Below are 18,296 nucleotides of genomic sequence, written 5' to 3' on the forward strand. Positions count from 1 at the left end.
GCCGGGATCCACACGCTTGTCATTGCAGCCGTGTGGATCCCGGCCAAAAGCATGCCGGGATGACGAAGTGTTATACCGCCGGGGCGGGCTGGGCAGGCTGGCCGAAGAGCGCGGGTATCGCGTCCGCGATCATCGGGGCCACACTCGCGGCGAGTTGGGTCAGGCCGTCCATCGGCGCGATCGGCGGGGCGTCCTGCGGTGCTTTCAGATCGGCGGCCAATTGCGGGGCCACTGGGGCGATGAAGTCGGCTACGGCCGGAATCAATTGCGGTGGAACGGCTGCGGCGAGTTCGGCTGGGACGCCCGCGGTGATGAGCGGTGACACCTCGGGTGCTTTCGGCGCGGGCAGGAGTTCGGCGATCGGGTTGCGCGCCACATCGCCCTGGAGCTTGAGGGTGTTGTAGGCGTTCACGCCGGAGATGATGCCGACCGGCACACCGATCGCGAGGCTGCCGATGGTGCCGCCCATCGCACCGAGCAGGGCCGCACCGGTGAGGCAGCCGCCCGCGAATCCGGTCGCGGTGCCCGCGAGCGCCGCGGAGAAGGTGCCCGCCGTGCCCGCGCCGATTCCGCCCGCGAGACAACCGATGATGAGCCCGGTCATACCGCCGACCAGACCGCCGACGCTGACCGCGAGACCGAACTGGGTTCCGACCGCGCTGTACGCGTCGTTGATGTCCTTCTGCCGCTGCACCGGATCGGGATTCGGCTTGGCTCCGGGTGCGGGCGGGGCGGCCGGGTCCACCGCCGGATCATCGACGAATCCGGTGATCGGGACACTGGCCGGGGCCTTGCACACCGGATCCGGCAATTCCGCCGCGGTGCGCGGCAGTTTATCGGCCGATGGCAGCTGGGAAATGGGTACGGTGCCGACGGGGCAGGGCACCGCGGCGTTGGGCCACAACGCCATTGGCGAACCCAGCGTCAGGGTATTGCCCATGACGTAGCGGCCGTGCGTGTCCAGCACCTGGAAGTTGTTGAGCAGCTGCAACTCTCGGTCACCACCCGGACCCGGCTGCAACGGATCGGCTCCGGTGCCGGGCGCCTGCACGATGAGCGAACCGATCGGCGTGGTCAGGTAGGCGGACATATCGGTGAGGTCGCCGGTGTAGACGACGCCCTGCATGAGTCCGACCGTCACCCGGGACATGCCCTCGCGCACCGCCTGCTCATGCGGTGTCAGATCGGCGGTATTGCCCGGCAGCGGCGGCGGGATCTCGCGACCGAACGGGACATGGTGCAGGGTGCTGCGATCCTCGCCGAGGATCAGGTTCCCCGAATGATCGCGCAGCTGATAGTGGTTGTTGCCGATCAGGCTGACCGCGACATCCGGGCCGTAGATGGTCGACAACCGCCGATAGGCGTTGCTGCGCAGGTACACATCCCCGGTCAGCTGCATATCGTTCTCACCGCACAGTGGATCGCGCGGCGGAATCGGCGCGAGCGGATCATCGGCGTCCGGTGTCGGCGGGCAGGTCAGCAGCAGCTGATTCGACCCGGGCGCGTCCGCTGAGACGTGCGAATCCGGGGCATCCACCGCAAGCGGCGCGGCATGCGCGGTGACGGTGCTCACGACCGCGGTCAGCGCGGCCAGCGCCGTGGTCAGGGCGACGGGAACGACTCTCAACGGAACCTCGCAATCCATACGCACGGAACGAACCGGGAACGAAAAGCAGGCGAGCAAGAAACGTGTGGCCAGGCTAACAAGCGAGGGTCCGAATGCCTGGGAACGCGCGGCGGTCGCGACGAACACCCAGTTCGAAGCGGGTCGCGTCGGCGCACCGCACCCGCATGCGCGCCCGCGTGACCGGCTTGCACGGGTACCGTCACCGGCTTGCGTGCGCGCGCAATCGCCGTGCAAGGGGCGTGTAAGTACCGGTCCGCAGAGTATGGGTCATGACTTCATACACACCTGCTGAGGCACTCGCCATCGAGGCGAATGACCTGGTCAAGATCTTCGGGGAGCAGCGGGCTGTCGACGGCGTGAGCCTGGCGGTTCCGCGCGGCGCGGTGTACGGCGTACTCGGCCCGAACGGCGCCGGGAAGACCACCACCATTCGCATGCTCGCCACCCTGTTGAAGCCCGATGGCGGCAGCGCCCGCATCTTCGGCCGCGATGTGCTGACCGAACCCACCGCGGTGCGCTCGCTCATCGGCGTGACCGGACAGTACGCCTCGGTCGACGAAAAGCTCACGGCCACCGAGAATCTCATTATCTTCTCGCGGCTGCTCGGCCTGTCCAAGGCCGACTCCCGGCGCAAGGCGGCCGAACTGCTCGAGGAGTTCGGGCTCCAGGAAGCCGCCAACAAGGCCCTGGAGAACTTCTCCGGCGGTATGCGGCGTCGCCTGGATCTGGCCGCCAGCCTGATCTCCACCCCGCCGCTGCTGTTCCTGGACGAGCCGACCACCGGTCTGGATCCGCGCACCCGCGCCCAGATGTGGGAGACCATCCGCCGCCTGGTGCGCGAGGGCTCGACGGTGCTGCTCACCACGCAGTACCTGGACGAGGCCGATCAGCTGGCCGACCGGATCGCGGTCATCGATCGCGGCAAGGTCATCGCCGACGGCACCTCCGACGAGTTGAAGGGTTCGGTCGGCCTGTCCGCGCTGCAACTCACCCTGGAGGACCGCGCCCGCATCGATGAGGCACGGGTGCTGGTCTCGGAGTACCTGTCCCGCGCCGAGGGCAAGGTCGTCGAGGCGACCGTCTCCCCCGAGGCGGGTCGCATCACCGCACCGCTGCCCGATCCCGCCATCACCACCGACATCCTGATCCGGTTGCGCGAGCACGACATTCGGGTCGAAGAAATCAATGTCAGCAAGCCCAGCCTGGATGAGGTGTTCTTCGCGCTCACCGGACACGGTGCCGAAGACGACTCCGCCGATACCGAAAAGAGCGCGGCATGACCACCACTCTCACCTCGCCGGACCTGACCAAACAGGTCACCCCGGCCCCGATTCCCGATGTCAGCAATCACATCAGCCTCAAGAAGACCGCGCAGAACTCGCTGACCATGGCGTACCGCGGCCTGCTCAAGATCCGGCACAATCCGGAACAGCTGTTCGACGTCACCGTGCAGCCGATCCTGTTCACCGCGCTGTTCGCCTACATTTTCGGCGGCTCGATCGGCGGCAGCGTCTCGGGCTATCTGCCGCTGCTCATCCCCGGCATCCTGGTGCAGACGGTGGTGCTGACCTCGGTCGCCACCGGCACCCAGCTGCGTGAGGATATGGACAAGGGTGTCTTCGACCGCTTCAAATCCCTTCCCATCGCCCGTATTTCGGCGCTGGCGGGCGCACTGCTGGCCGATATGGTGCGCTACGGCCTGGCGACCACGCTGACCGTGATCGTCGGTCTCGCGCTCGGCTACCGTCCCGAGGGTGGCGTGCTAGGTGTCGTGGCGGCCGGACTGGTCGTGGTGTTCTGCTCCTTCGCCATCAGCTGGATCTGGGCGCTGGTCGGCGTCACCGGTAAAAGCGCGGCCTCGGTGCAGGGCATCTCGATGATGATCATGTTCCCGCTGACCTTCATGGGCGGCACCTTCGCACCGGTCGAGAAGATGCCGGGCTGGTTGCAGGGCATCAACAAGGCCAATCCGGTCTACTACATGTGCAACACCGCCCGCGAGCTCATGAACGGGACCGGCGTCACCGCCAACCTGGCCTGGTCGCTCATCGGCGGCGTCGTGGTGATCATCGTGTTCGCCCCGCTCGCACTGCGCGCCTACATGCGGCACGCGTAATCCGAATCGCATCTCGATGCCCGTCCACCGAATCCCCGGTGGGCGGGCATTTTGCCGCGCCCGGCAGTTGCCCTGTTATGGTCGGGGCGGTGAATTCCCATCCTGCCCCGCACAGCCGGAAGTCATTCCGGCTGTCCTGTGCTGTGCTGTTGATGGGTCTTTTCGCCATTGTCGGATTGATCGCCGCGGTGGCGGATTGGGGTTCGACGCAACAGGTTTCGGTGCAGGCGACGGTCGCGCCCGCCGATGCCGTGACCGCGATTCACGCACCCTTCTGCGAGCGCCGGGATCAGCAGGGGCAGGACCCGGTCGGCCAGGTCGCCGCACCACCGCGTTCGGCGGCGGATCAGCTGCTCACGCCTGTTTTCGCGGTGCTTCCGGAACTCCCTGCCACCCAGTGGCTTTCGTATGACATGCGGCCGCGCGGGCCGACGCGGGCCGTGGCATCCCCCCATTTGACGACGGTGCTGATCATTTAGGAGACCCGGCGTACAGCCATGTCTTCAAGCACATTTCACATCGATCAGGACCCGAGTCGTCCAGGGGTATTCGCATGTCCAAAAATCGTAAGAAGCGCCCGAGCGGCAATAGGAAGATGTTCGCCGGGCTCGCATTGTTCGCGGCGGCCTGCCTGCTCGCCATTGCCGGATTCCAAATGCTCGGCGGCGAAAAGAAAGCCACACCGGAGGGCGCGGCCGCCACCACCAATCCCATGTTCGCCGAACTCGCGAAACTGGCGCGGCGCGATGCCGGCGATCCGCTCGCGCGCGGCCGCGCCGACGCTCCCGTGGTGATGATCGAGTACTCGGATTTCCAGTGCTCGTTCTGCCGCACCTTCGGCCGCACCATCGAACCGAAGCTCATCGCGAAGTACGTGGATCAGGGTGTGCTGCGCATCGAATGGCGCAATTTCCCGATCTTCGGCCAGGAGTCCGAGAACGCGGCCCGCGCCGCCTGGGCGGCCGCGCGGCAGGGGAAGTTCTGGGAATTCCACGACACCGTGCAGGCGAACGCGCCCGAGAAGAAGAACACCGGCGTGCTGACCCCGGACCGGCTGGCCGAATTCGCCGAACAGGCGGGCGTACCCGATATCGCGAAGTTCCGCGCGGATCAGGACTCCCCCGCCGCCACCGCGGCCGTGCAGCGTGATGCCGCCGAAGCGTATTCGCTCGGCGCGTCCTCCACGCCGACCTTCCTGATCAACGGCCGCCCGGTACTGGGCGCGCAACCCATCGAACAGTTCTCCGCCGTGATCGAGGCGGCGGCGAATATCGCATCGGGTAACACCGAATGAGCGGCACCGTAGGCTTTTTCGCCGCCTTCCTGGGCGGTCTACTGGCCCTGCTGAGCCCGTGCAGCGCCCTGCTGCTGCCCAGCTTCTTCGCCTATTCGTTCACCTCGAGCGGTGCGCTGCTGGCCCGCACCGGCATGTTCTATCTGGGTCTGGCCACCACACTGGTCCCGCTGGGCATCGCCGGATCGTTTGCGGGACAGCTATTCTCGAACAATCGTGAACTGCTGATCAGCATCGGCGGCTGGACCATCATCGCCCTGGGCATCATGCAGATCCTCGGTCGCGGTTTCGGTTTCGGCTTCGCACAGCGCGCGGCGGCGAAGCAGGGCCGCCCCGAACGATCCGGTGCGGTGTATCTGCTCGGCCTGGTCTACGGCCTGGCCGGATTCTGCGCCGGGCCGATTCTCGGTTCCATTCTGGCGGTGGCCGCGGTCGGCGGCTCACCGGTCGAGGGCGGTCTGCTACTGGCGGTCTACGCGCTCGGCATGGCGGCCCCGCTGTTCGCGTTGGCGGCGTGCTGGGACCGTTTCGATCTGGGTCGGCGGAAGTGGTTGCGCGGCAGATCATTCAGCATCGGAAGATTGGAATTGCACACCACCGCACTGATTTCCGGACTGTTCTTCATTCTGCTCGGCACCGTATTCCTGGTCTTCGACGGCACCTCGGGTCTACCGGGCCTGCTGGGCGCGGAAACCGAATTCCACCTGGAAGCGGCGGTGCAGCGCCTGGGTCGAGCGGTGTCCGACACCACCGTGCTGCTGATCCTGGGCGCGGGCGCGTTGGGTCTGATCGGCTGGCGGCTGCTACGCACCCAGGAGCCGACCGGCACCGCCGAGCAAGCTCCGGAATTCGCCGAGAAAGACTGACCTGCAAGGTCATTCGAGTCAGCGGTTTTCGTGTACCTCGCGCATCAGTTCCATGATCCGCTCCGAGGCACCGCGCCGATTCCAGCGGGTCGCCGCACGCGTCGCCGCTTCGAGGCGTTCCGCGCCCACCGCGGGCAGGTTCAGCTCGATGTGCCGCCGCCAGTGCATGGACGGATAGTCCTGCCGCGCGAAGACTTTCGGCGCGAGCACGAGAATCTCCAGCCCCCGATCGAGATCGTGCCCGGACGCGAGTAGATAGCTGCCGACGGCGGTGGCGACGGCGCCGATCTGCGGCAGATCCCAGAACTGCCCGAGCTTGAGCACGGCCAATCCGACCAGCTGCGCGACCAATTCGTCGATCTCGGCCAGATGCCCGTGCAATACGTGCGCGTCGATCACCGCCGAGGCCACCATGAGATCGCCGGGACCGGGTGCGACCGCGCCGTGCGGCCAGGCCATCAGCCGCAGGGCCTGCCGGAAGCGGGCCAATCCGGTATCGATATCGCCCTCGGCCAGTTCGAGTTCGGCCAGCCCGGCGGTCACGGTGGCGCGCCGGTGATTCGGCGGCACGTCGACCTGCACCGCGGCCGGATCGATACCCGCGCCGGGCAGCAGCGGCGCGAGTTCCCGCCGCGCCTGGTCGAGCTGTCCGGTGCCGGTCAACGAGACCGCCAGATAGCTGCGGATCTCCACGCTCTCGTCATAGGCGCGCAGTGTGGTGAGCAGTTCGGCGGCGCGCCGGTAGTACTCCACCGAATCGGTGTAGCGCGCGGACTGCGCGTACATGCCGCCCAGGTGCTGGCACACCATGGCGGTGCCCCACAGATCGTCCTGCGCACCGGTTGTCAAGGCGCGCACCGCATCTCGAATGGAGCCGTATACATCACCGGAGTTCTCCCGGACATTGGCGCGGAACAGCAGCGCCACCACCCGGGTGTGCGCGTCCGGCGAATGCGTGCCCTCGCAGAATTTCCGGCCCAGTTGCACACCGTTCCTGGTCAGCGCCGCCAGTTCGCCGAGGAACCGGAATGCCGGGCTGAGCGGACCTCCGCTGCGCAGCAGTCGCCGTACCCGGGTGCGCACGCGCATGACATCGCGATTGCCCTCACCGCCCAGGAACATCATGTGCAGGCCCAGAATGAGCTGCCCGAACATCTGCAGATCGGCTTCCTCCGCGCCGAGCGCGCCGGTGCGCAGCGGCATGGTCGCCATGCGGGAGGACCAGCTCATCAGTTCCAGGTGCGCGCCGCGCATCATCCACAGCATGGCAAGGACCGGGTACACCGCGTGCGCGGTCGCGGTATCGCCGCGGTCGACGGCGTACCGCAGCACCGCGTTCAGGTTGTCGGCCTCGGCGGCGACGCCGAGCACCACCGCCACCTGATCGTCACCGTGATACCGGCGCGCCGACAGGAGCGCGAATTCCCTTGCCCAGCAGGCCATCCGGTCCATCACCAGATCGGCGTCCCCGGTGACGGCGAACTGTTCCTCACCGTATTCGCGCACCGTCTCCAACATGCGGTAGCGGGTGCCGTCGTATTCGGGATCATCGGATTCCAGCACGGTGAGCAAAGATTGGCCCACCAGACCGTCGACAGCGGCCGCGGCATCGGTGATATCGGATCCGGTGAGCACGATCTCGGCCGCGGCCAGCGTGAATCCTGCCGGGAATCGGCATAGTCGGCGCAGTGCGGCGCGCTGTTCCCCGTCGAGCAGGTTCCAGCTCCACTCGATTACCGCGTGCAGGGTGCGATGCCGTTCCGGGGAACTGCGATCACCGCTGCGCAACAGCGCGAAACGGTGGTCGAGCCGGGACTCGATCTCCTCCACGCTCATGGTGCGGGTGCGCGCGGCGGCGAGTTCGATGGCCAGCGGCAGACCGTCCAGGGTGCGGCACAGTCGCGCCACCACCTCCGGATCCAAGCGCACCGACGGCCGCACCGCGCGCGCCCGCGCGATGAACAGTTCGGTGGCCGGTGAACCCTGCGCGTCGATGGTCAAGGGCGGCAAAGGGTATACCGTTTCCGCCGTGATCTGCAGTGGCGCGCGACTGGTGGTGAGCACCGTCAGCTGATCGCTGGCTCCCACCAGATCGGCGACCAGTTCGGCGACCGCGTCCACCAAATGTTCGCAATTGTCGAGAATCAGCAGGATGGGCCGCGCGGACAGCGCCTCGCGCAATCGCTGCCCCAGATCCCGGGTGCGCGTGGCCCGCAGAATATTGGTGTCCCGGCTGAACTCGCCCACCCCGAGCGTGGTCGCGATGGCGGCCTCGATCTCCACCCGGGTCTCGGCGTCCCCTGCCGGATCCGCGCGCAGCGATGCCAATTCGACCAGCGCCACCGTGCATTCGTGTGCGACGCGCGCGCCGAGCTCATTGGCGACCCGGGTCTTGCCGGTACCGCCGGGCCCGAGCACCGTGGTCACCCGCGACGTGCGCAGCAGTCCTTCCAGCGCATCGATATCGGCTTCGCGGCCGAGCAGCGGATTCGGCGCGGCCCGCAATCCGATCCCCACCCCGACGCCGTCACCGACATCGCGCGTTCCAGCCGCATGCTGCGCCGCCGCCATCCGCCGCAGACTCTGCGCCGTCCCCCAGCCCGTACCGGCGTCCCCCGCTTCGCCCGCACCGCCGCGCCATTCGCCCGATTGCACCGCGGTTGAGCCGCCGTACCCCGGCACCGCATCGGAATTCGGCCGCCCCGGCCGGTCCGCCGACCTGCTACCCGAATATCCTTGTCCGGCAGTGACATTCGCGCTGACGGCGTCCCGCCCGGGCTGTGCGCCCGGTAGCGATTCACCGCGAAGCAGAGCGGTGTTCATGGCGGTCAGCGCCGGGCCCGGGTCCGCGCCGAGTTGATCCACCAAACGAGTTCGGAGCGAGGCGAATACATCCAGGGCCTCGTTGGTCCGCCCGGCGGCGGCCAGCAGGCGCATGAGGGCGCCGTGCGCGGGTTCGTCGAAAGGCTGTGCGACGGCGGCCGATCGGGCCAGTTCGAGGGCTCCGGCCACATCGCCCACGGCTTCGCGGGCGGCGAGTTCGAGGGCGTCCAGCCCCTGGCGGCGGGCGGCCGCGAGCTCGGTGAGCTCGTCCGCGACCGAGCCCGCGGGCAGATCGGCGGCCGGATCACCGCGCCACAGGCCGCGCGCCTCGGCGATCAGGGCCAGGCACCGGTCGTCGTCACCGCGCGTATGCGCTTGGCGGGCTCGGTTTTCCAGCTGCTGTGCCAGGGTCAGGTCGACCTGATCGGGGCGCAGCACCAGGCGGTATCCGGCCGGGCCGATCTCCAGCGCCCCCTCGGGCAGCGTGGAGCGGAGCCGGGAGACCTGGGTGTGCAGCGCGTTCATCGGGGCGCGCGGCGGATCCTCGCCCCAGACATCGTCGATCAGGGCCTGTGCGCTGCGACTGCGGCCGGGATGCGTGGCCAGGGCCGCGACCAGCAGGCGCGCCCGGGCTCCGGGTACGGGTGCGAGCCCGCCGTCGCGACGTACGGCGACCTCGCCCAGCAGGGCCAGCAGGACCGTGTCGCTCGCGGGTGCCGGCCGGGTACTCCCGGCGCCGTTGGCACTGCCTGTTTCCGAAAACATTCCTTGCCAATCCTAGGTGAGCGACGCGGGGGACGCCCGATTCACCGGATCCGTCGGTGCGGTCCCCTACGCTGGCGATCATGGCCGCATTCGACATCCACCGGGAAACGGTCATCAAGGCCGATCCCGCCCGGATCCAAGCACTCGTCGACGACTTCCACCAGTGGCAGCAGTGGTCGCCGTGGGAGGGCCTGGATCCGGCCATGGAACGTACGTACAGCGGGGCCGATCGTGGCATCGGCGCCCGGTATTTCTGGAGTGGCAATCGCAAGGCGGGCCGCGGCGATATGGAGATCACCTCGGTCACCTCGCAGGCCATCGGCATTCGGCTGAATTTCGAGAAGCCGATCCGGAACACGAATCAGGTCACCTTCGAATTCATCGCGCAACCCGAGGGCACCGCCGTCAGCTGGCGGATGACCGGTGAGCGCACCGGCCTGATGTCGTTCATGGCCAAGCTCATGCCGATGGATTCCATGATCGGCAAGGACTTCGAGAAGGGCCTGGCGCAATTGAAGGCCGCCGCGGAAGCGTGAACGCGGCAGCATGAGCGCGGCCCGCGCCGCACGCTGGCGGGTGCGGCCGGAACCCTCGCACTAGGCTGCGATGCATGGCTACAGCAGCACAGTGGATCGAGGGCGCTCGGCCGCGCACTCTGCCGAACGCGATCGCTCCGGTCCTGGCGGGCACGGGGGCCGCCGCCTCGATCGATGCGGCGGTGTGGTGGAAAGCGGTGCTGTGCCTGCTGCTTTCGCTGTCCCTCATTATCGGCGTGAACTACGCCAACGACTACTCCGACGGTATTCGCGGCACCGATGACGAGCGGGTCGGACCGCTGCGCCTGGTGGGTTCGAAGCTGGCCTCGCCCGCCGCGGTGCGCAACGCCGCCATCGGCTGCCTGGCCCTCGGCGCGGTGCTCGGCCTGATCCTGGTCGTGACCAGCGCCTGGTGGCTGCTGATCGTCGGCGCGGCCTGCCTGGCCGGGGCCTGGTTCTACACCGGCGGCCGGAATCCGTACGGCTACAGCGGTTTCGGTGAGATCGCGGTATTCGTGTTCTTCGGCCTGGTCGCGGTGCTCGGCACCCAGTTCGTACAGGCCGGACGCGTCGACTGGGCCGGACTGGCCTGCGCGGTCGCTGTGGGCGCGTTCTCCAGTGCGGTGCTGGTCACCAATAATCTGCGCGATATCCCGACCGATTCGGTGACGGGTAAGACCACCCTGGCGGTGCGCCTGGGCGATACCCGCACGCGCACACTGCATATCGTGCTGCTGGCGGTCCCGTTCCTGGCCACGCTGGCATTGGCCGCCCGCACCCCGTGGGCGCTGGCCGGTCTGCTGGCGCTGCCGTTGGCGATCAAGGCCAATGAGCCGGTCCGCTCCGGCAAGAACGGGCCGGGACTCATTCCCGCCCTTGCCGGTACGGGCCTGGCGCTGTTGATCTGGTCGGTCGTGACCGGACTGGCGCTGGCCTTCGGCTGAGTTGTGCGGTCCCGGGTCGGTCAGTCCTCGTCGGGGACGAGCACGCCGAGCACCCAGTTCACCAGCGTGATGATGATGGCGCCCCAGAAGGCGGCCCAGAATCCGTTCACATGCAGCTGGTAATCGGTGTGCTCGGTGATCTTCGAGGTCAGCCACAGCATGAGCGCGTTCACGATCAGCAGGAAAAGCCCGAGCGTCAGCACCACCAGGGGCAGTGACAACAGTTTCACCAGGGGCTTCACCAGCGCGTTCACGATCGTGAAGATCACCGTGATCACCGCGATGACGAGGATCTTGTCGGTGGTGGTGGCCGGGTCGTCGGGACCGTGGATCTCGATTCCGCCGACCCATACGGACGCGAGCCAGATGGCCACACCGTTGATCAGCAGACGTAGCAGGAGCGTCATGCCCCGATCGTAGGGCGCGAACGCGCTGGAGGGTGATCTTCACACGCGTTCGCACCTCGTCCGCCTCAGGCCGCGCGATCGAGGTAGTCGCCGACGGCGGCGCGCAGCGTCTTGGTCGCGGTCTCGTCACCGAGCAGCCGCCGCGTCGCGGCATTGGGGGCGCGCAGGATGCCCAGCAGCAGATGCCCGGCCTCGATCCGATCGTCGCCGCGAGTGAGCGCTTCGCGCAGCGACAGTTCCAATACCTTCTTGGCGTCGCGGTCGAAGGGGATGTGCCCGTTGGCCATTCCCCAGCCGCGCATGAACCCGCGCTTGGGTTCGGCCACCGGGACGGCGCGTTCGAGCGCGTCCTCACCGAAGGTGGCCTCGAGACTCTCCCGCACGGCGTCCAGGTCGATGCCGATCGAGCGCAGCGCGGCCGCGTCCTCTTCGCCGAGGGGTTCGCTGGTTCGCTTGCGCGCCAATGCTTCTCGTACGCCTTCCGCGGTGTGGCCGTGTTCGGCGAGCAGCTGTTTGAGGCCCGCGTCCGGGCTGACCAGCAGTCCGAGCAGCACATGCTCCATTTCGATTGACGGCGAACGTAATTCGCGCGCTTCCTCCTGCGCGATGACGATCGCGTATTTGGCCGCCCTGTCGAATCTTTCGAACATCAGCGGATACCGCCCTTCCGGTTGTACTTCTGGTGGACCGCCTGCCTGCTGACCTCGAGCGAGTCGGCGATGGCCTGCCAGGACCAGCCCTGTTTGCGGGCATTGGTGACCTGGATGGCTTCGAGTCGCTCGAGCAGCCGGCGCAGGGCGAGGACCGCGCGGAGTCCGACCTGCGGGTCGGGGCTACCGGCGGCGGCCGCCAGAGTCGTTGCTTCACTCATGACGTCAATTTACGTTGACACCGCGAGCGTGTCAACGAAAATTGACACGACCGGAAACCGGGACGACCCGGCGCGACTTCAGATTTGTTGTTGTTTCAAACTGGGGCGAAAACGGGATACCACCCCACCTAGTAAGGTCACCCTAAATAATGAATGGAGTACCAACGTTCGGCGAGTACATTCGCCAGCGCCGGACAACCGCGAACCTCACCCGCCCGCAACTGGCCTGGCTCGCCAACCTGTCGGTGCCCTATTTGACCAAGATCGAGGGCGGCGCCAACCCCTCCCGCCGGGTGGTCGAATCCCTCGGCGCCGCACTGGAACTGCGGGCCGTCGAATTCGAATACGCGCTCACCCTGGCCGAGGGGCCGTTCCCGCGCGGCGAACCGGATCACCCGAGCGCCACCGATCTGGAGTATCTCCACCTGCTCAACCCCAAGATCGCGGCGTACATCTCCGGGGCCATGGACATCCTCGCGGTCAATGCCGCGCACGCGCAGGCCTTCCCGCAGCTCGATCCGGGTCACAACTATGTGGAGTGGATGGTGCTGAATCCGGTGGCTCGGACAGTACTGGTCGATTGGGAGGGTGAGGCGCGGCAGACCCTCGGCATGTTCCGGATGCTGCTCGCCCGGCATGGCCCCGATCAGCACACCGCGCGAATCATCGAGAACTGCATGGCCAGTCCGGAGTTCGAGTCCATGTGGCGCGATGACGGCCTATCCAGCGAACGACGCGATCGCACCAAGGTGGTGCGCGATCCGAAAACGCTCGTCATCACCGAGTTGCGAATGAACATCTGGCGCACCTCCTCGACGCTGCAATCCTGGATGCTCGTGGTCGGCGCGGGGGTCGATCAACCCATGGCGGTCACTCGTCCAGTGCTGCGCGAAATGCCAAAAGCGTCAAGGCCTATTAACACCGATGGGACGCGAGAGTTGGCCCGAAACCGACCGAACATGAATGCTTCACTTCGCGAGCCAGCACCAACTCAACCATTGCAGCAAATTTCCAGCAATCGATTGGAGGGGTGAGCAAGCCTTCTCAGCCGACCCCTGTGCGGTGCGAAAACTAGCCGGACCAAGTACCGCCGGCGATGAATCGATCGATGATCGCGGTCGGTTCGTCCAGGCTCAGCCCTTGACCGGCAACCCACGCGTCATTGAAATAGGTTCCGGCATAACGGTCCCCGCCATCACAGAGCAGGGTGACCACACTGCCGGTGCGACCGGCCGCGATCATGTCGGCAATCAGGGCAAACGCACCCCACAGATTGGTGCCGGTGGACCCGCCGACCCGGCGGCCGAGCACCCGGCTCGCATGCCGCGCCGCCGCGATCGAACCCGCGTCCGGCACCTCGAGCATGCAATCGACGACCTGGCCGACGAAGGACGGCTCCACCCGCGGGCGGCCGATCCCCTCGATCCGGGAACCCATCCCGGTCTGATAGCCCGCGTCGGAGAGCTCATAACCGCCGTAGAAGGCGGAATTCTCCGGATCGACCACGGCCAGTTTGGTGGCGTGGCGGCGATACCGGATATAGCGGCCGATGGTCGCGCTGGTGCCGCCGGTGCCCGCGCCGACCACGATCCACTCCGGCACCGGATGCGTCTCCAGCGCCAGCTGCTGGAAGATCGATTCGGCGATGTTGTTATTGCCGCGCCAGTCCGTCGCCCGCTCGGCGTGCGTGAACTGGTCCATGTAGTGGCCGTCGCACTCGCGCGCCAAACGCGCTGCCTCGGTATAGATTTCGGGGCCTTTTTCGACCAGGTGACTGCGGCCGCCCTGCGCCTCGATGAGCGCGATCTTCTCCGGCGAGGTGGTGGCGGGCATGACCGCAACGAAATCCAGGCCGAGCAGTTTCGCGAAGTACGCCTCGCTGATGGCGGTCGAACCGGACGAGGCCTCCACCACGGTGGTGCCCTCGGTGATCCAGCCATTGCAAATGGCATAGAGGAACAGCGATCTCGCCAGCCGATGCTTGAGACTGCCGGTGATATGGGTGGATTCGTCCTTGAGGTACAGCTGCACGCCCCAGTCGGCGGGCAGCGGATAGCGCAGCAGATGGGTGTCGGCGCTGCGCTGGGCGTCCGCGTCGATCAGCCGGACCGCGTTGTCGACCCAGTCGCGGGGCGCCGAGCGATCACAGCGCTTCACTGGTCTTCGCCTCGTAGTCGCGTCATGAGTTGTTCGCGATCGCTGCGCCGCTTGGCGTCCACCTCGGCGATGTCCTTGTTCACCTGCGTCCGCAGCTTCTTGAACAGCAGCAGGGACAGCGGCATGGCGATCAGCAGCGCGAAGAGCGCGGCAACGATGAGCGGGATGTCGACCTTCACGATGGCGGCCACGCCCAGGATGATCGCGGCGATGACGACGACCAGGCCGAGCCGGGCGACGGTATAGAGGGCCAGATGTTTGGCCAGCCGGCGGCCCGCGCTCTCCGTGGGGGTTGCGTCACTCACGCTGACAGCCTAGGTGACGAGGATTCGGGCATATGCGGTGCCCTCTGCCCGAATGTCGCTGGATATTCGCTACTCCCGGGTAGACCGTGACCGCGAACACAGTACGGATATCCGTTTTGTCTATTACTTCCCCTTTACCAAATCGAGACTGTTCGAACACTCGGGGGGTGCAGTGCAACGATGTCGCTACTGATGAGGGATCTGACAAAACGGAAAGGTTTGCGAATGACTGCGTTCACCGCGGCGAGCCGCGTAATGGGTTCCGTCAACAGCCAGGACACCCTGCTCACCCCCGGCCAGGTAGCAGCAATGTTCCATGTCGATCCGAAGACCGTTACCCGGTGGGCTCATGCGGGACGGCTCGGCTCATTGCGGACTCCGGGCGGTCACCGCCGGTTCCGCGAAAGCGAAGTTCTGCAGCTTCTCCGGTCTCTCACCACCGAGGCGACCCGCGTCTAACCCCTATTTACCGTTCCCCGGTGCCGCGGGTACGGACACGGATTACCCTCGTTGGCAGGAGGTGAGCGACGTGACGTACCTGTTGGCACTGATCGCGGTAGTGGCCGTCGCGATGTTGTGCTGGAAAGCTTTCGGCCCCCAGCGACCGGCCCGCACCGGCACAGCATCGGCACCACGCAACCGCATCATCGGTCCCGATGACGATCCCGATTTTCTCTGGCGGCTCTCGCGCCAGCACCGGGACGGCGAACCCGGTTCTCCCGATCATTGACGTTACCGAGGTCCGGTCGGCATTCTCCTAGCAAACCGACCGGCCTCTTTTTCCGAGCGCATACTGGTGTCACCAACGCGACCGGAAGGTGCCCGATGGATAAGGACGAAAACCTCTCGCAGGACGCCCGCCGCAAGCAGGGCGACACCCACGCCGCCGAACGCCGCCAGCAGCGCCGCGATATCGACGACGCCCGCCTGGCCTCCGGCACCGGTCCCCCGCCCGACCCCCTGCTCGAACCGATGCAGGCCAAGGTCGCGGAGAACAATCACACCGACAACCACAAATGGGACCGCGCCCGCGCCAAGGAAGCCACCGCCGACGCGGTGAAACTGGCCAACGCCGACCTCGGCGACACCGCCCCCTGACTCCCCCGCATCCCCGCCGCCGCTACCGCCCGGCGGGGATATTCATGTGCGCATCGCCCCCGCCCTCACCAGAATCGGCGAAATGCCCGCATCCACCCTCACCACCCCACGCCTGACCCTCACCCCGGCCACCCCCGCCGACCACCCCACCCTGCTCGCCCACTGGACCACCCCCGCAGTCCGCGAATACCTCTTCGACGGCAAAACCCTCACCCCCGAAGAGATTTCACACATCATCACCACCAGCGACCACACCTTCGCCACCGTCGGCCACGGCCTCTGGCTCATCACCACCTCCGACACATTCATCGGCACCGCGGGCCTACGCCCCCTCGACGACCTCGGCCAGGAGATCTACTACAGCCTCATCCCCGGCGCGTGGGGCAACGGCTATGCCACCGAGGCGGCAATGGCGGTAATCGACTACGCCTTCGAAACCCTCTGCCTTCCAGAACTTTTCGGCGAAGTGGACGAGGCTAACACCGCCTCCGCCGGGCTCTTGGAACGCCTCGGCATGTCCTACTTCGCAACCGTTCCGGGCGAGCTCGGCCCGCTACTGCGCTACCGCCGCGTCAGTCGCGGTGAGCGGCGATGTTGAGCACGTTGCCGTCGGGGTCGCGAACGAAGAATCGGCGGATACCCCACTCCTCGGTGGTCAGCGGATGCACGATTTCGTAGCCGAGTTTCTGGGCTTCGGCGTAGGCGGCGTCGACATCGTCGGTCATTACCGAGATCACCGAATCGATGCGGGCGGTGGCGTCGCCGCTGACGAGTTGCAGGTTCGCGCCGGTGGCGGGTGAGGTGTAGCGGGCTACCCAGCCGAGATTGAACTCCTCGACGCTCAAACCGAGGAAATCGGTGTAGAAGGCCTTCGCGGCCTCGATATCTGCCACCGGCAGATTGGGGACAATGCGCTTGGCGTGCATTCACTACTCCTGGCTCGTGACGGGTTATTCGATCGTAAATCGGGGGCACGAATTCTGGGGGCAGCGGGGGTTGGGGCAAGGGTTTTGCCGGATTCTCCGGAGGCTGGGGGCGCAATAACCTTCTGACCTGCAAAGGAATTGGCCGTCGGGGCCGTGGGAGGGATTGACGTGGTTGCGCAGTTGACGGCCGAGGTGGCTGGGGCGGACACCGAGCGGGATATGGGAGTGCGGTGGCATCCGTTGGTGCGCATCGCTTTTCGGTTCGGATTCGTCTTCATCGGACTCGGGATGGCGGGGGTGTGGCTGGTTACGGCGCTGTATCGGTCGTTGGGGGTGGCGCAGGAGTCGGTGGATGGGGTGGCGAAGTGGGCGGCGTTGCATCCGCTGACCGATTGGGTGGGGGTGCACGTTTTCGGTACGCGTGTGGATTACACGCCTACCGGGAGTAGTGATACTGCGGCGCAGTGGGTTTCGATGTTCACCTGGCTGTTGGTCGCGGTGGTCGCGAGTGCGGTGTGGTCGGTGCTGGATCGGCGGCGGGCGGAGTATGCGCGGTTGTACGCGTGGTTCCGGGTGGGGTTGCGGGCGGCGCTGGTGAGTGCGCTGCTGCTGTACGGGATGGTGAAATTGCTGCCGTCGCAGATGTCGGTGATTTTGCAGCGGCTGGTGGAGCCGTTCGGGGATATGAGTCCGATGTCGGTGCTGTGGGCGCAGACTTCGCTGTCGGAGCCGTATGAGATCGCTTTGGGCGCAGCGGAAATCACGGCCGCGCTGCTGCTGGTACTGCCGGTGACGGCGGGCATGGGGGCGGTGCTGGCGTTCATCGTGACATTGCAGATCGCGCTGTTGAATCTGACTTTCGATGTGCCGGTGAAGATCTTCTCGCTACAACTGCTGGCCTTCGCGGCGGTGCTGGCCGCGCCGGAGATACTGCGCACGGTGCGCGCGCTGATCGGGCGAGCGGTGCCCGCGCGGGCACCGGAATTGCGCTTCGGAACCCGGCGCGGGAGCCGGATATTCATTGCGGCACAACTGATTTTCGGCGGCTGGCTGCTGTTCACCGCCGTGAGCGAGGGCTATGACGGGTGGCAGACCTACGGCAGCGCGCGACCGCACTCCCCGCTCTACGGGATATGGAATGTCACCGAGTACACCGTCGCCGGACAGCAGGTTCCCGCACTGGTCGACTTCCGCGAAACGACCAATCCGGGCCTGCCGAACGCCTCGGATCGATTGCGGCGGTTGATATTCGACATTCCCACCGCCATCACGGCGCAGCGCATGGATGATTCGCTACTGCCCTTCCCGGCCTCGATCGACACCGAGCGGCACACCATCACCATCCCGCAGGATGCGGTGCGAACCTTCGCCAGCCTGAATTACCAACAGCCGCAACCGAATCAGCTGGTGCTGGACGGCACGCTAGCGGGCCGCCCGATCCATATGCGCCTCGAACTGGTCCCCCTGGACCACTTCCCCGCGGTCTCCCGCGGTTTCCACTGGGTGCAGGCGACGCCCTATATGCGCTAGCCCACGCGGCTGATGGCTGAGGGTATAGGCG

At 66.6% G+C, this 18,296-nt stretch carries 21 protein-coding genes; 13 read left to right on the forward strand and 8 right to left on the reverse strand.

From position 1 onward, the window contains the following. Nucleotides 1-70: 70 nt before the first annotated feature. On the reverse strand, nt 71-1,627 hold the full coding sequence (locus ACFVUS_RS42690; RefSeq protein WP_387780905.1) for a hypothetical protein: 1,557 nt from the start codon (nt 1,625-1,627) through the stop codon (nt 71-73). A gap of 269 nt (nt 1,628-1,896) precedes the next feature. Here ACFVUS_RS42690 and ACFVUS_RS42695 point away from each other — a divergent pair, with 269 nt between their 5' ends. From ACFVUS_RS42695 to ACFVUS_RS42715, 5 genes are all read left to right on the forward strand, one after another. After that, on the forward strand, nt 1,897-2,907 hold the full coding sequence (locus ACFVUS_RS42695) for an ATP-binding cassette domain-containing protein (protein WP_387780908.1): 1,011 nt from the start codon (nt 1,897-1,899) through the stop codon (nt 2,905-2,907). Beyond that, nucleotides 2,904-3,743 carry an ABC transporter permease gene (locus ACFVUS_RS42700; protein ID WP_387780911.1) on the forward strand — a complete coding sequence of 280 codons (840 nt, stop codon included), beginning with the start codon at nt 2,904-2,906 and terminating at the stop codon, nt 3,741-3,743. Before ACFVUS_RS42695 ends, ACFVUS_RS42700 begins: the two co-directional genes overlap by 4 nt. 89 nt (nt 3,744-3,832) lie before the next feature. Further along, on the forward strand, nt 3,833-4,222 hold the full coding sequence (locus ACFVUS_RS42705; protein WP_387780914.1) for a hypothetical protein: 390 nt from the start codon (nt 3,833-3,835) through the stop codon (nt 4,220-4,222). A gap of 74 nt (nt 4,223-4,296) precedes the next feature. Continuing rightward, nucleotides 4,297-5,037 (forward strand): DsbA family protein, encoded by a 741-nt coding sequence (locus tag ACFVUS_RS42710; protein ID WP_387780917.1) that lies wholly within the window; start codon nt 4,297-4,299, stop codon nt 5,035-5,037. Further along, a complete protein-coding gene (locus ACFVUS_RS42715; RefSeq protein WP_387780920.1) occupies nt 5,034-5,903 on the forward strand; it encodes a cytochrome c biogenesis CcdA family protein in 870 nt (289 codons plus the stop codon). The genes ACFVUS_RS42710 and ACFVUS_RS42715 overlap by 4 nt, the downstream gene beginning before the upstream one ends. A gap of 18 nt (nt 5,904-5,921) precedes the next feature. Here the strand turns inward: ACFVUS_RS42715 and ACFVUS_RS42720 are convergent, their stop codons facing one another. Then, nucleotides 5,922-9,491 carry a BTAD domain-containing putative transcriptional regulator gene (locus tag ACFVUS_RS42720; protein ID WP_387780923.1) on the reverse strand — a complete coding sequence of 1,190 codons (3,570 nt, stop codon included), beginning with the start codon at nt 9,489-9,491 and terminating at the stop codon, nt 5,922-5,924. A gap of 80 nt (nt 9,492-9,571) precedes the next feature. Between ACFVUS_RS42720 and ACFVUS_RS42725 the strand changes: the two genes are divergently transcribed. Then, nucleotides 9,572-10,027, forward strand: a complete 456-nt coding sequence (locus tag ACFVUS_RS42725) for an SRPBCC family protein (RefSeq protein WP_387780926.1) — start codon at nt 9,572-9,574, stop codon at nt 10,025-10,027. A gap of 74 nt (nt 10,028-10,101) precedes the next feature. Continuing rightward, nucleotides 10,102-10,971, forward strand: a complete 870-nt coding sequence (locus tag ACFVUS_RS42730; RefSeq protein WP_387780929.1) for a 1,4-dihydroxy-2-naphthoate polyprenyltransferase — start codon at nt 10,102-10,104, stop codon at nt 10,969-10,971. Between the two features lie 20 nt (nt 10,972-10,991). Here the strand turns inward: ACFVUS_RS42730 and ACFVUS_RS42735 are convergent, their stop codons facing one another. The 3 genes from ACFVUS_RS42735 to ACFVUS_RS42745 form a co-directional block, all read right to left on the reverse strand. Further along, a complete protein-coding gene (locus tag ACFVUS_RS42735; protein WP_364642894.1) occupies nt 10,992-11,378 on the reverse strand; it encodes a phage holin family protein in 387 nt (128 codons plus the stop codon). Nucleotides 11,379-11,443: 65 nt separating this feature from the next. After that, a complete protein-coding gene (locus ACFVUS_RS42740; RefSeq protein ID WP_387780932.1) occupies nt 11,444-12,028 on the reverse strand; it encodes a Clp protease N-terminal domain-containing protein in 585 nt (194 codons plus the stop codon). Next, entirely contained in the window at nt 12,028-12,249 is a 222-nt protein-coding gene (locus tag ACFVUS_RS42745) for a helix-turn-helix domain-containing protein (protein ID WP_375964325.1), read from the reverse strand. The genes ACFVUS_RS42740 and ACFVUS_RS42745 overlap by 1 nt, the downstream gene beginning before the upstream one ends. A gap of 149 nt (nt 12,250-12,398) precedes the next feature. On the opposite strand from ACFVUS_RS42745, the gene ACFVUS_RS42750 reads away from it, so the two are divergent. Further along, nucleotides 12,399-13,283, forward strand: a complete 885-nt coding sequence (locus tag ACFVUS_RS42750; protein WP_387780936.1) for a helix-turn-helix domain-containing protein — start codon at nt 12,399-12,401, stop codon at nt 13,281-13,283. Nucleotides 13,284-13,320: 37 nt separating this feature from the next. On the opposite strand, the gene ACFVUS_RS42755 is transcribed toward ACFVUS_RS42750, so the two are convergent. Both ACFVUS_RS42755 and ACFVUS_RS42760 read right to left on the reverse strand, forming a co-directional pair. Next, nucleotides 13,321-14,406: a PLP-dependent cysteine synthase family protein gene (locus tag ACFVUS_RS42755; RefSeq protein ID WP_387780939.1), complete on the reverse strand. Its 1,086-nt coding sequence runs from the start codon at nt 14,404-14,406 to the stop codon at nt 13,321-13,323. Then, nucleotides 14,403-14,711 carry a DUF4229 domain-containing protein gene (locus ACFVUS_RS42760; protein WP_387780942.1) on the reverse strand — a complete coding sequence of 103 codons (309 nt, stop codon included), beginning with the start codon at nt 14,709-14,711 and terminating at the stop codon, nt 14,403-14,405. Before ACFVUS_RS42760 ends, ACFVUS_RS42755 begins: the two co-directional genes overlap by 4 nt. Before the next feature lie 225 nt (nt 14,712-14,936). Between ACFVUS_RS42760 and ACFVUS_RS42765 the strand changes: the two genes are divergently transcribed. The 4 genes from ACFVUS_RS42765 (at nt 14,937) to ACFVUS_RS42780 (ending at nt 16,407) form a co-directional block, all read left to right on the forward strand. Further along, the gene (locus tag ACFVUS_RS42765; protein ID WP_067567119.1) at nt 14,937-15,170 is read left to right on the forward strand and encodes a BldC family transcriptional regulator; all 234 of its coding nucleotides are present in this window, start codon (nt 14,937-14,939) and stop codon (nt 15,168-15,170) included. Nucleotides 15,171-15,240: 70 nt separating this feature from the next. Next, nucleotides 15,241-15,441, forward strand: a complete 201-nt coding sequence (locus ACFVUS_RS42770) for a hypothetical protein (RefSeq protein WP_309230565.1) — start codon at nt 15,241-15,243, stop codon at nt 15,439-15,441. Nucleotides 15,442-15,536: 95 nt separating this feature from the next. Further along, the gene (locus ACFVUS_RS42775) at nt 15,537-15,809 is read left to right on the forward strand and encodes a hypothetical protein (protein ID WP_387780947.1); all 273 of its coding nucleotides are present in this window, start codon (nt 15,537-15,539) and stop codon (nt 15,807-15,809) included. A gap of 82 nt (nt 15,810-15,891) precedes the next feature. Next, nucleotides 15,892-16,407, forward strand: a complete 516-nt coding sequence (locus ACFVUS_RS42780; protein ID WP_387780950.1) for a GNAT family N-acetyltransferase — start codon at nt 15,892-15,894, stop codon at nt 16,405-16,407. On the opposite strand, the gene ACFVUS_RS42785 is transcribed toward ACFVUS_RS42780, so the two are convergent. After that, a complete protein-coding gene (locus ACFVUS_RS42785) occupies nt 16,382-16,735 on the reverse strand; it encodes a glyoxalase superfamily protein (RefSeq protein ID WP_387780953.1) in 354 nt (117 codons plus the stop codon). The two genes, ACFVUS_RS42780 and ACFVUS_RS42785, sit on opposite strands and share 26 nt — an antisense overlap. A 168-nt stretch (nt 16,736-16,903) precedes the next feature. Between ACFVUS_RS42785 and ACFVUS_RS42790 the strand changes: the two genes are divergently transcribed. Further along, nucleotides 16,904-18,265, forward strand: a complete 1,362-nt coding sequence (locus ACFVUS_RS42790; RefSeq protein ID WP_387780956.1) for a DoxX family protein — start codon at nt 16,904-16,906, stop codon at nt 18,263-18,265. Nucleotides 18,266-18,296: the final 31 nt, after the last annotated feature.

Origin of the sequence: Nocardia sp. NPDC058058 (assembly GCF_042885355.1) — a bacterium.
Classification (GTDB): Bacteria; Actinomycetota; Actinomycetes; order Mycobacteriales; family Mycobacteriaceae; genus Nocardia.